This is a genomic window from Micromonospora sp. MGP-C2 (assembly GCF_057766525.1).
In genome coordinates this window covers 3,431,788-3,444,044 of record NZ_JBYMEN010000002.1, presented here as the reverse complement: position 1 = coordinate 3,444,044, position 12,257 = coordinate 3,431,788, and the positions used below count along the sequence as shown (strand labels likewise).

The following is a 12,257-nucleotide window of genomic DNA, read 5'->3' as shown; positions in this document are numbered from 1 at the left end:
TGTCAAGTGGGGCTCACACCGCACGCGGGCACGGCAGAGGACGGATGGTCGCCAGCGATCGCTGCCCCGGCGCGGCTCGACCCCGGACACCGCCGTTCCGGCTCCGTTGCGGCGGAGTCCGCTGTGGCTTCGCGTGCGGTGGGAGGTGCGAGCCGGATCCTTTGGAGCTGAATCGCTGACGACATCAGCGTCGTTCATTCGCTTATAATGTGGGAAAGTTGTCTCACTAATTGGGAGAGCGCGATGAGCGTGACGGACGTCTTCGACGCGGTGGCCGGCACCTACGATGAGGCGCGCAGGCGGCTCGTGCCCTGCTTCGACGCCTTCTACGGCACGGCGGTCGAGGTGGCCGCGCCACCGCTGCGGGCCGCGCTCGCCGCCGGTCGTACGCCGGAGGTGTTGGACCTGGGCGCCGGCACCGGCCTGCTCTCGCTGCTGCTGGCCGCCGCGGTGCCCGGTGTCCGGCTGACCCTGGTCGACGGGGCGCCGGCGATGCTCGCCCGCGCCACCGAGCAGTTGGACGCCCGGTCGGTGCCGCATCGGACGGTCCGGGCCGACCTGGCCGATCCGCTGCCCGCCGGCCGGTACGACGCGGTGGTCAGCGCGCTGGCGATCCACCACCTCGACGACGAGGGCAAGCGGACGCTGTACCGAAGGGCTGCCGGCGCACTCGCGCCCGGCGGGGTGTTCGTCAACGCGGAGCAGGTCGCCGGCCCGACTCCGGAGTTGGACCGTCGCTACGACGAGGTGTGGATGCAGCGGATCACCGAGCTGGGCGCGTCCGGTGAGGAGATCGCCGCATCCCGGGAGCGGATGCGGCACGACCGGCCGGCGACGGTCACCGACCAGTGCCGGTGGCTCGCCGAGGCGGGCCTGGTCGACGTCGACTGCTACTTCAAGGAGTGGCGCTTCGCGGTGTTCGGCGGCCGGGCCCGGTGAACATCGCCGGTATGTGCGTTTCTACGTCGGGGGGCGAGCGGGCGGTCGCGTGGATGACTGTCGGTCACACCGGTGGGTAGTCTCAGCGGCATGACTGCCAAGGTGACTCTGTCGTTTACCGACGAGACGATCGAGGAGGCCCGGCGGTTCGCCAAGCGCGAAGGGCTGTCGCTCTCCGCATGGATGGACCAGGCCGCCCGCGAGAAGGCGCTGCGCGAGGTGTTCACCGCGCACGCCGCAGCCGTGGGCCGTGCCGGTCTGGACCTGGAGTCCGCCGCTCTCGCCGACGCCCGCGAGGCGGGCATGGTCAACGACCTGCTCTCCGGCGGACGACCGCGTGCTGCGTAGGGGAGAGGTCTGGCGCATCGAGGGCGCCCGGGAACGCCTCGGCCTAGTGGTCAGCTCGGACGTCTACAACTCCACCGACGTACCCATCGTGATCGTGGTCGAGGTGGTGGAGGAGTCGCTGCTGCGCGACTCGCCGCTCGCCGTGTCGATGGGCCGGTACGTGGTGATGCCCGACCGCATCTCCTCGCCCATGAAGAAGTGGTTCACCGACTGCGTGGACGTCGCCGACACCGACACCATGATCCGGGTCGGCCGCGCGCTGCGCATCCTGCAACAGCTCTGAGCACCGACCTCACCACCGCCGCCGGCCCGTGGTGCGGTCCCCGTTTCCGGGCCGACCCGCGACGGGCACTGCCAGGTAACCGGGCGTTCCTAGCGTTCCTCCTCGTCACATCGACGAGGAGGAGCCGCCGTGAGCACGCTCACCAGCACCGCAGTCACCACCCGGCCGCCGGCTGCCACCGGGCGCGCGCGCCGGCTCGACGACTGGCGCCCCGAGGACCCCGACTTCTGGCGGGTGACGGGCGCGCCCATCGCCCGGCGCAACCTCTGGGCCTCGATCTTCGCCGAGCACGTCGGCTTCTCGGTGTGGAGCCTCTGGTCGGTCACCGTGCTCTTCCTCGGCCCCGCGTACGGCATCGACCCGGCCGGGAAGTTCCTGCTCACCGCCGTGCCGGCCGCACTGGGCGCGGTACTGCGCCTGCCGTACACGCTGGCGGTGGCCCGCTTCGGCGGGCGGCGCTGGACGATCATCAGCGCGCTCCTGCTGCTGGTGCCCACGGTGCCGATGACGGTGCTGCTGGAACCCGGGGTGTCCTACTCCACGCTGATGGTGCTCGCCTGCCTGACCGGCGTCGGTGGCGGCAACTTCGCCTCCTCGATGGCGAACATCAACCTGTTCTACCCACAGCGGCTCAAGGGTCGGGCCCTCGGGCTCAACGCCGGCGGCGGCAACCTCGGCGTACCCGCGGTGCAACTGGTCGGGTTGGCGGTCCTCGCCACCGCCGGTGCCGCGTACCCCCGTCTGGTGCCGGCGGTCTACCTGCCGCTGATCGTGCTGGCCGCGCTGGCCGCGGCCCGCTGGTTGGACACCGTGCCCGGGGCGCGCAACGAGCCGGGCGCGCTGCGTGAGGCGGCCCGCGACCCGCACACCTGGGTCATGTCGGTGCTCTACGTCGGCACCTTCGGCTCGTTCATCGGGTTCGGTTTCGCCTTCGGTCAGGTGCTCCAGCTCCAGTTCGCCGAGCGGTTCCCCACCCCGGTCGACGCCGCCTGGCTGACCTTCCTCGGCCCGCTGGTCGGTTCGCTGATCCGCCCGCTGGGCGGGCACCTGGCCGACCGGTTGGGCGGTGCCCGGGTGACCTTCTGGAACTTCGTGGCGATGGCGGCTGGCGCGGGCACCGTGCTGTATGCCGCCCGGGAGCGGTCGTTCGGGCTCTACCTGGCCGGGTTCCTCGCCCTGTTCGTCTTCTCCGGCATCGGCAACGGCTCCACCTACAAGATGATCCCGGCGATCTTCCGGGCCCGCGCGGCGGACGCCGTGACGTCGGGTCGCCGCGATCCGGAGGCCGCCGCGCGGTGGGCGCGGCGGATGACCGGCGCGCTGATCGGCATCGCGGGTGCCGTCGGGGCGTCCGGCGGGGTGCTGGTCAACATCTCGTTCCGACAGTCGTTCCTGGGCTCCGGCAACGCCGACGCCGCCTACCTGGCTTTCATCGGCTGGTACGCGTTGTGTTTCGCGGTCACCTGGGTCGTCTACCTCCGGCCGAGGGCCGATCGGCTCGCCAACGTGTGAGCTGGGCCACGGCTGGCGTGTCGCCGCGCACGAGCGCACCCCCGTTTTGACCTGCGGACGGGGCGCCGGGTATCGTTGCCTGCTGTTGTACGACATCCAGAGGCGTGCCCCATCAGGTACGCTTGGTCGTTCGTGCGCGCTGGTCCGGCCTGCAAGATCTGGTCACCTCGGCGCGCGACCCCAGACCGACGACGAGACAAGGTAGACCTGTGCGTACGTACAGCCCGAAGCCGGGTGAGATCGAGCGTCAGTGGCACGTCATCGACGCCTCTGATGTCGTGCTGGGCCGCCTGGCCACCCACGCCGCCACGTTGCTGCGTGGTAAGCACAAGCCGACTTTCGCGCCGCACGTCGACACGGGCGACTTTGTCGTCATCGTGAACGCGGGCAAGGTTGCGTTGACCGGCAACAAGCGCCAGACCAAGGTTGCTTACCGCCACTCCGGTTACCCGGGTGGTCTGAAGCAGATTGGCTACGAGGAGCTGCTGACCAAGCGCCCCGAGCGGGCCATCGAGCTGGCCGTGAAGGGGATGCTCCCGCACAACAAGCTCGGCCGTCAGCTGATCAAGAAGCTGAAGGTCTACGCCGGTGCCGAGCACCCGCACCTCGCGCAGCAGCCGGTGCCGTTCGAGATCAAGCAGATCGCGCAGTGAGCGCGGGCGAAGGAAGCAGCATGACCGACATCACCGAGACCGAGGTCGCCCCGGAAGCCCCTGAGGCCACCGAGGCGCCGGTGCCCGTCGCCCGCGCGCCTCGCGGTGACCGGCCGATCCAGACCGTGGGCCGCCGCAAGCAGGCCATCGTCCGGGTCCGTATCGTCCCGGGCACCGGCAAGATCACCTGCAACGGCCAGGACCTCGAGGCGTACTTCCCGAGCAAGGTGCACCAGCAGCTCATCAAGGACCCGCTGGTCACCGCCGAGAAGCCCGAGCAGTTCGACGTCATCGCCAACCTGCACGGCGGCGGCACCACCGGGCAGGCCGGCGCGCTTCGGCTGGGCATCGCACGCGCGCTGATCATCAACGACCCGGACGACCGCCCGGCCCTGAAGAAGGCCGGCTTCCTGACCCGGGACGCCCGGGTCAAGGAGAGCAAGAAGTACGGCCTCAAGAAGGCCCGTAAGGCTCCTCAGTACTCGAAGCGCTGATCTTCAACAGCGCGTTGTACTTCTGACGGACGGCCGGTCCGCCTCCCCGCTAGGGGGAGGTGGGTCGGCCGTTCCGCTTTCTCCTCATTGGCAGTGCTCATCGGAGGTTGGCGGGTATGGGTCGGTTGTTCGGCACGGACGGCGTACGCGGGCGGGCAAACGCGGATCTCACACCGGAGTTGGCGTTGGCGCTCGCTGTGGCCGCCGCGCACACGCTCGCCGAGACGGACCGCAGCCACCCGCCGCTCGCCGTCGTCGGTCGGGACACCCGGGCCAGCGGCGAGATGCTGGAGGCGGCCGTGGTCGCCGGTCTGACCAGCGCCGGCGCCGACGTGGTGCGGGTCGGCGTGCTGCCGACCCCCGCGGTGGCGTTCCTCACGGCAGAGACCAAGGCCGACCTCGGGGTGATGCTCTCCGCGTCGCACAACCCGATGCCGGACAACGGCATCAAGCTCTTCGCCGCCGGCGGGCACAAGTTGCCCGACGAGATCGAGATGCAGATCGAGGCGGCCGTCGAGACGAACGCCACCACCGCCTGGGACCGCCCGGTCGGTTCCGGCGTCGGCCGCGTGCACGACCTTCTCGACGGTGCCGACCACTACGTCCAGCACCTGGTCAGCACCGTGCCGCACCGACTCGAAGGCATCAAGGTCGTGGTCGACTGCGCCAACGGTGCCGCCGCCGAGGTCGCCCCCGTCGCCTACCGGGAGGCCGGCGCGGAGGTCATCGCGATCCATGCCGAGCCGAACGGCCTGAACATCAACGACGAGTGCGGCTCCAACCACATTGAGGCGCTGCGCGAGGCCGTGGTCGAGCACGGCGCCCACCTGGGCATCGCCCACGACGGCGACGCCGACCGTTGTCTGGCGGTCACCGCCGACGGCGACGAGGTGGACGGCGACGAGGTGATGGCGATCCTCGCGCTGGCCATGCGGGATGCCGGCACGCTCACCCAGGACACCCTGGTGGCCACCGTGATGAGCAACCTCGGGCTGCGGCTCGCGATGTCCGCGGAGGGCATCCGGCTGATCGAGACCAAGGTCGGTGACCGGTACGTGCTGGAGGAGCTGCGCGCCTCCGGGCTGGCGCTCGGCGGTGAGCAGAGCGGTCACATCGTGATGCCCGCCCACGCCACCACCGGCGACGGGGTGCTCACCGGCCTGCACCTGATGGCCCGGATGGCAGCCACCGGCCAGTCCCTCGCCGAGCTGGCGTCGGTGGTCACCAAGCTGCCCCAGGTGCTGATCAACGTGCCGGTCGGCGACCGGACTGTCGGTGCCGCCGCGCCGGCCGTGCGCGCCGAGGTCGAGCGGGCCGAGGCGGAGCTGGGTGAGAGCGGCCGGGTGCTGCTGCGCCCGTCGGGCACCGAGCCGCTGGTCCGGGTGATGGTCGAGGCGGCCACCGAGGCGACCGCCCGTGAGGTCGCCGAGCGGATCGCCGAGCTGGTCCGCACCGCCAGCCCTGTCGGCTGAAACCGCCGGCCCGGCTACGGCTGTGCCGTCACAGCCGTAGCCGGGCCGCCCGTTCGTACGTCTCGGCCGGGTCCTCGCCGTCGGTGAGGTCGAGGTCTTCGGTGACACGTCCGTCGTTCAGGCGGATCAACCGGTCGCAGCGGGCGGCGATGGCCTGTTCGTGGGTGGCGAGCAGAATGGTCATGCCGTGCCGGTCGCGAAGGTCGAGCAGCAGGTCGAGGATCTGCCCGCCGGTGGTGGAGTCGAGGTTGCCGGTGGGCTCGTCGGCCAGCAGCAGACCCGGTGCGCCCATCAGTGCCCGGGCGATGGCCACCCGTTGCTGCTGGCCACCGGAGAGCTGCGCCGGGAGGGCCCGCTCCCGCCCGGTCAGACCGACCGCGTCGAGCAGCTCCCGGGCCCGGGCCGCGTGGTCGGCCCGGCCGCGTTGCGGCAGCACCGGGGCGATCACGTTGTCCAGCACTGTGAGCGCCGGCAGCAGGTGGTAGCGCTGGAAGACGAACCCCACGCGCTGCCGGTAACGGGCCAGCGCGGCTCGGCGCAGCTTGTTGACCACCACGCCGTCGACGACGACGGAGCCCTCGTCGGGTTGCTCGATCGCACCGATGAGGTGCAGCAACGTCGACTTTCCCGACCCGCTCGGCCCGGTCAGCGCCACCACCGAGCCGGCCGTGATGGTCAGGGACACGTCGTCGACCGCCGTCAACCGGTCCGCACCGCTGCCGAATCCTCGTGCCAGGTGCTCGACCGAGATCGCACTGCCGCTCTGCTCGTTCATGGTCTGCTACTCCTCTGCCAGTAGTCGGGCGGGCCGCAGACGCGGCAACAGGGCGGCGGGCACCAGCGCGGCGACAGTGCTCACCAGGGCGCCCGCCAGCGCGACCAGCGCGGCCACCAGGAGCAGCGCTCCCGGAATGGTGCCGATCAGCCAACCCGCGCTGGCCAGGCCGACCGCCGCGCCGGTCGTCGACCCCACGAGCCCCAGCGCCAGCCCCTCGTAGCCGACCAGCCGGCCGAGTTCGGCGTCCGTCCAGCCGATCGCCCGCAGGGTCGCCAGCTCGGCGGCCCGGTCACGGATGTTCAGGTAGAGCACGTCCGCGACCGCCGCGGCGCCGAGCAGCACGGTGGCCGCGGCGGCCACGGTGTCCGCGCCGCGGACGCTCAGCGAGACCACATCGCCGAGCAGACTGCCGACGATCGCACCCCGGAACGCCCACGCGGCGGCACTGACCAGCGTCAGCGCGGCCACCCCGATCGCCAGCGCGCCGGCGCCGAGGAACGTGCGTCCGGGGGTGCGGGCCAGGTTGACCAGGGCCAACCCGAAGAGGGTGCGGGGCCGGCGTACCCAGCCGGCGGGAGCGACGATGGGACGGAGGGCGGCGGCCGGGTGGGTGCGCGCGGCCCGCAGCGCCGGCACCAGGCCGGCGGCCAGCGAGAGCAGCAGGGCGATGGGTACGGCCAGGGCCGACCGCCGCCAGTCGACGTCGATGCCGAGCGCGATCCCGAGCGGGACCGCGAGGGCCAGTGAGAGCAGACCCGCGATGAGACCGAGGAGAGCGACCTCGCCCAGGATCAGCGCCGCGATGCGGCGGACCGGCCAGCCGAGACAGGAGAGCACCGCCAGCTCGGAGCGTCGGTCCCGGACGGCCGCGCTGACCGCGTTGGCGAGGAACAGCACGCAGACCACCAGCACCAGCACGAAGAGCACCAGGCTCTTGCGGTCCACCGCCTGGGTGATGATCGAGGCCACGCCGAGTGCCGACCAGCTCTCGGTCAGCCGCAGCATCGGCCGGCCGAACGAGCCCGCGGGCAGTTCCACGGTCTGCGGTGCGGGCGACGAGCCGAGGGTGATGTCGACGTCCAGCCCGGTGCGCGCCGCGATCTGCTCGGCGATCAGCCGGACCCGTTCGGCCGAGCGCTCGCTGTAGCCGCCGACGTCGGCCACCCGTACCCGGATCGCGCTGATCGGGGCCTTGGCCTGTGCCCCGCCGCCTTCCAGGAGTTTCGGGACGCTGCCGAGGTTGGTGAGGAGCAGCGGCGGCGCCGACAGGTAGCCGGCGGGGTTTCCGCTGGGTGCTAGCGGCTGACCGCCCAGCGCTGCCCGGCTGCGGTCGTCGGCACCCTGTGCCGTCGGCGCCTGGTAGGTCTCCAGCGGCAGTTGGCCGAGGTCACTGAACCCGGCCAGCCGGCCCGGGTCGAAGACACCGACGGCCCGCCAGAAACGATTGGCCGTGCTTCCGCCGGTGGGTAGCGGCAGCGCCCGTATCGACCGGGAACCGGTGTCGTCGGCCAGCCAGGGCCGGGGCAGTGGGTTGTACGCCTTCTCCTGGCTGTACACCTCTGGGTTGCCGGGCGGCTGCGCACGGGCCCGCAGGGTGCCGTCGGGCAGCCGGTCGTACTGCACGTCGCTCGACTGCACGACGCTCTGGAGTTGACCGACGCAGCACCCGCCCGGCGACAGCTCCTCGGTCAGCATCGCCTGGTGCCCGGCGGTGAGGTCGTACCGACCGGACCCGGCCGGAGTCCCGCCAGGGCGGCTCAACGTCTTCTCCAGGTCGATCGCCTCCACCCCGGCGGGGCTGATCGCGAGTCGGGTGAACCTGGCTGCCAGCGACTCGTCGATGAAGGGTCGGTTGGTGACGAGGACCGGGACCTCATAGTTGTCCGCTGTGCCCCGGCGGTTGACGGCGACCGTGTCGTCGGTGCGCACGGCCCGACCGGTGACCACGGCCTCGTCGAGGCCGACAAGTTGTTCCTCGGCCACCGGGTCGACCGCAGCCAGGAGGAACGGCACGGTCAGGTCGTACGCCATCACCAGCCGGTCGGAGGGTGTGGAGGAGCCGTCCCGGTCGGTCGCGAGGATGTAGGAGTCGGCTTGGAACCGGCCGTCGGGCAGCAGTTGGACGGCGTGCAGGGACCAGTCCTCGCGCTCGGAGTAGGTGCCCGGGTTGCCCAGCAGCCCGTATCCCGGGTCGCAGATGGGAAGGCTGCGCCCGTCCGGCTGCACCTCGCGCGGGGTCGGTCCGCAGGTGTCCGACCAGGAATAGGACCGCCCGTCGGAGTACGGTACGGCGTCACTGTCGGTTCCCCAGTCGATCCGGGGGTAGATCAACGGCTTCGTGGTCACGTACACGTACCGGGGTTTGCCCGGTGCGCTGGAGAGACCACGTTCGGCGTGGAAGGTCGGGTCGACCCGGATGACCTGGCGATCCAGCGAGCGGTCGACGGCCTCGGTGAGGTCGATCGGCGTCGGCAGCAGGGTGGTGGAATAGCCGAGCATCGCGATCGGTGCCGCCACCTCGATGCCGGGGACTGCCCTCACCTGCTCGTACTGCTGGGTGGTGATGCCGCCGAAGAGCCCGGAGAGATAGTTGGGGCGGACCAGCCCACGCTCGGCTTCGAGGGGAGTGCGGGTCCCCTGCGGACGGACCAGGATCTCGTAGGCGACCCGGGTGTTGCGCTCGACAGTGCCGGTGACGTCCAGGCGGGAGGTGGTGGTGGCGCCGGTCAGGACCACGAAGCCGGTGGTGGCCACCAGCACGCCGATCACCAGCGCCACCGACCGCCCCGCACGGCCGCGCAGCTGTCTCCAGATGAAGCCGAGCATGTCGCGCCTCCCCGTGTGCTCTCTCCCACTCTGCGCGATACATTGTGACAATGCAAGGCCCGTACCGGAGGTGACATGGCGATCCAGCACGCTGTCCTCGCCCTGCTCGCTGGTGGCCCCAGCCACGGCTACCAGCTCAAGGGATCGTTCGAGGCCGCCGTCGGCCCGCAGTGGGGGCCGCTGAACATCGGCCACCTCTACCAGATCCTCGACCGGCTCTCCCGGGACGAGCTGGTCGTCGCCGAACGGCAGCCGCAGCCGATCAAGCCGGACCGGGTGGTCTACGAGATCACCCAGGCCGGCCGCGCGGAGCTGGCACGGTGGCTGGCCGAGCCGAGCCCACGCAGCGGGGGATTCCGGGACGACTTCTTCCTCAAGGTCACCGCCGCCGCCCGGTCCGGATCCGCGGCCACCGTGCGCGCGGTGCTCAGCAACCAACGCGGGCACCTGCTGCGCGAGTTGCGCAATCTGGACGGCCTCCGGCGTGCCGCCGAGGACCCGGTGGTCGGGTTGCTGCTCACCGCGGCGAGCCGGCACGTGACGGCCGACCTGTCGTTCGTGGACGACGCCGAGTCGGTGCTGCTCGGCGACGGGGGCCAACTGCTGACCCGGCTCGCGACACCGCCGGCGTCTCAGTCGTCGAGCGACCCCGGATCAGCCCTCGGCGGACCGGTCAGTGGCTCGGGCTCAGAGCGCGCAGCCGGCTGACCGCCTCGGTCAGCACCTCGGGGCGTTTGCAGAACGCGAACCGGACCAGCCGCCGGCCCGCCTCCACATCGTCGTAGAAGACCTGCGTCGGCACCGCCACCACACCACAGCGCTCCGGCAGCGAACGGCAGAACTCCACGCCGTCCCGGCCGCCGAGCGCGGTGATGTCGGCGGTGACGAAGTATGTCCCCTCCGAGTCGAGCACCTCGAACCCGGCGTCGGTGAGACCACCGACGAGCTGGTCACGGCGCTGCTGGAGCCCGTCGCGGAAGCCGGTGTAGTAGTCGTCCGGCAGGGCCAACGCCACTGCCACCGCCGGTTGCAGCGGTGCCGCGTTGACGAAGGTGAGGAACTGCTTCACCCGCAGCACCGCCGAGACCAGCGCCGCCGGGCCGCTCGCCCAGCCGACCTTCCAACCCGTGCAGGAGAACGTCTTGCCGGCCGAGGAGATGCGCAGCGTCCGCTCCCGCATCCCGGGCAGGCCGGCCAACGACACGTGCGGGCTCGACGCGTCGGTGAAGACCAGGTGCTCGTACACCTCGTCGGTGACCGCGTACGCGCCGAACTCCTGACACAGCTCGGCGACCAGCGCCAACTCGGCCGGGGTGAAGACCTTGCCGGTCGGGTTGTGCGGTGAGTTGAGCAGCACCAGTCGGGTGCGCGGGCCGAACGCCGCGCGCAGCGCCGCCGGGTCGAAGGCGTACCGGCCGTCGGCCGCGGGCCGCAGGGTCACCGGTCGCCGGACCGCGCCGGCCAGGGCGATCGAGGCAGCGTACGAGTCGTAGTACGGCTCGAAGCACACCACCTCGTCACCCGATTCGCAGAGGGCGAGGATGCTGGCCGCGACCGCCTCGGTGGCACCCGCGGTGATGACGATCTCGCCGTCCGGGTCGTACGACAGGTCCTGGAACCGCTGCTGGTGGGCCGCGACCGCCGCGCGCAGGGCGGGAATCCCCGGGCCGGGCGGGTACTGGTTCTGCCCGCCGCGCAGCGCCTCGGCGGCGGCGGCCAGCATCTCCGGCGGACCGTCGGTGTCCGGAAAACCCTGCCCGAGGTTGACCGCGCCGGTGCGCACGGCGAGGGCGGACATCTCGGCGAAGATCGTCGTGCCGAACGGCCGCATCCGGGCCACCAGCGGGTCGACATCGGTGCTCGTCACCTGCGCCAGCCTAAGGCCACACCATGGCCGAACCCCAGCCTCACTCGGGCGCGCACCAGATGCTGCCGTAGCTCCGCTCCTTGAGGACCACCGGCGTGCCGGTGCCGCTGATCGTGACGGTGCATTCGAGGAGACCGTGGTATTCCATATCGACCCAGTCGGCCTCCAACCTGACCCGGCTCGGGCCGTTTGTCCGGATGGTGGTGCGCCAGGGGAGCTTCGCGCTGTCGACGTGGATCAGGTCGCTCTCGGCGTCGAAGTACGCGATGTCGGCCTCGCCCGACCCGGTGACCTCGTAGACCACCGTCACCGGGGCCGGCCCCGACGTCGGTCGGGTGACCGGCTGCTTGCTCGGGGTCGGGGGCGCGGGGCTGGGTCACTCCGGAATGGGGGCACGTGTGGTGGGTGCGGTCCAACCGTCGTCGGGAACAACCCACGGCTCCTCGGCGATCGGCTCCGAGCCGGGTCTGTCCAACAGGAAACCACTCGCGCAGAGGCAACCGCAGACAGCCAGGACCAGTGCCACGAAGACTGCGACGACGATGGCGACGATCCGGCCGCTGCTCGTGGTCGGGCTGCCGCTGGCACGCGGCTGGCCGGGGTAGGTGTACGGCGGCGGATAGCCGTGGGGCGGCCATCCGGCTGACGGCGGCCAGTGCGCGGGCGGTGGCGCGCCGGCAGGCGTGGGCCATCCTGCTGCCGGAGGCGGCCCGGCGGCAGTCGGATCCGACGGGTCGGGCGGGGACGGCGACCACGGCGACGCCGGTGGCCCGGGCGTCCACGGGGTCGGCGGCGGTTGAGGCGTCCACTGGGTCGGGGGCGGCGACGGGGTCCACGGCGCGGCCGGAGTCCACGGGGCTGGCGCCCACGGCGCCGGCGGTGCCCACGGCTGGGCCGGTGCCAGTGGGTCGGGCGCGGGGAGCCCAGCGGGGGAGGGCGGTGCCGTCGGATCCGGTGGCAACGGAGAGGCCGGGCTCAGCGGGGACGGCTCGGGTGCCGACCCCGACGTGCCGCCGGGTGCCGGGTCCGATGGTGAGGAGGGGGACGGATCGGGCGGGGGCGCGTCGGACATGGCTGCTCCGGGC

Annotated in this window: 12 protein-coding genes; 8 read left to right on the top strand and 4 right to left on the bottom strand. The window is 71.7% G+C overall.

Annotated features, from left to right (window positions below):
- The first annotated feature begins 243 nt into the window (after positions 1-243).
- The 7 genes from AC3CF1_RS15520 (at position 244) to glmM (ending at position 5,701) form a co-directional block, all read left to right on the top strand.
- The gene (locus tag AC3CF1_RS15520) at positions 244-939 is read left to right on the top strand and encodes a class I SAM-dependent methyltransferase (protein ID WP_354982893.1); all 696 of its coding nucleotides are present in this window, start codon (positions 244-246) and stop codon (positions 937-939) included.
- A 90-nt stretch (positions 940-1,029) separates the two neighbouring features.
- Positions 1,030-1,287, top strand: coding sequence for a DUF6364 family protein (locus AC3CF1_RS15515; protein WP_141911149.1), 258 nt, complete (start codon positions 1,030-1,032; stop codon positions 1,285-1,287).
- Entirely contained in the window at positions 1,277-1,570 is a 294-nt protein-coding gene (locus tag AC3CF1_RS15510; RefSeq protein ID WP_088950198.1) for a hypothetical protein, read from the top strand. The genes AC3CF1_RS15515 and AC3CF1_RS15510 overlap by 11 nt, the downstream gene beginning before the upstream one ends.
- Positions 1,571-1,699: 129 nt before the next feature.
- Positions 1,700-3,082, top strand: a complete 1,383-nt coding sequence (locus AC3CF1_RS15505) for a nitrate/nitrite transporter (protein WP_488450719.1) — start codon at positions 1,700-1,702, stop codon at positions 3,080-3,082.
- Positions 3,083-3,291: 209 nt separating this feature from the next.
- Positions 3,292-3,735, top strand: coding sequence for a 50S ribosomal protein L13 (rplM, locus tag AC3CF1_RS15500; protein ID WP_030489638.1), 444 nt, complete (start codon positions 3,292-3,294; stop codon positions 3,733-3,735).
- A 20-nt stretch (positions 3,736-3,755) separates the two neighbouring features.
- Positions 3,756-4,229, top strand: a complete 474-nt coding sequence (rpsI, locus tag AC3CF1_RS15495; RefSeq protein ID WP_488450718.1) for a 30S ribosomal protein S9 — start codon at positions 3,756-3,758, stop codon at positions 4,227-4,229.
- Positions 4,230-4,345: 116 nt separating this feature from the next.
- Entirely contained in the window at positions 4,346-5,701 is a 1,356-nt protein-coding gene (gene glmM, locus AC3CF1_RS15490) for a phosphoglucosamine mutase (protein ID WP_488450717.1), read from the top strand.
- Positions 5,702-5,729: 28 nt separating this feature from the next.
- Here the strand turns inward: glmM and AC3CF1_RS15485 are convergent, their stop codons facing one another.
- Both AC3CF1_RS15485 and AC3CF1_RS15480 read right to left on the bottom strand, forming a co-directional pair.
- Positions 5,730-6,476 (bottom strand): ABC transporter ATP-binding protein, encoded by a 747-nt coding sequence (locus tag AC3CF1_RS15485; RefSeq protein ID WP_488450716.1) that lies wholly within the window; start codon positions 6,474-6,476, stop codon positions 5,730-5,732.
- 6 nt (positions 6,477-6,482) lie between these two features.
- Positions 6,483-9,305, bottom strand: coding sequence for an FtsX-like permease family protein (locus tag AC3CF1_RS15480; protein WP_488450715.1), 2,823 nt, complete (start codon positions 9,303-9,305; stop codon positions 6,483-6,485).
- 75 nt (positions 9,306-9,380) lie between these two features.
- Between AC3CF1_RS15480 and AC3CF1_RS15475 the strand changes: the two genes are divergently transcribed.
- A complete protein-coding gene (locus AC3CF1_RS15475) occupies positions 9,381-10,013 on the top strand; it encodes a PadR family transcriptional regulator (protein ID WP_141911144.1) in 633 nt (210 codons plus the stop codon).
- Here AC3CF1_RS15475 and AC3CF1_RS15470 read toward each other — a convergent pair.
- Complete coding sequence (locus AC3CF1_RS15470; protein WP_354982898.1) at positions 9,979-11,172, bottom strand: pyridoxal phosphate-dependent aminotransferase; 1,194 nt, start codon at positions 11,170-11,172, stop codon at positions 9,979-9,981. The genes AC3CF1_RS15475 and AC3CF1_RS15470 overlap by 35 nt on opposite strands.
- A 40-nt stretch (positions 11,173-11,212) precedes the next feature.
- Positions 11,213-11,482 (bottom strand): MmpS family transport accessory protein, encoded by a 270-nt coding sequence (locus tag AC3CF1_RS15465; RefSeq protein ID WP_488450714.1) that lies wholly within the window; start codon positions 11,480-11,482, stop codon positions 11,213-11,215.
- Positions 11,483-12,257: the final 775 nt, after the last annotated feature.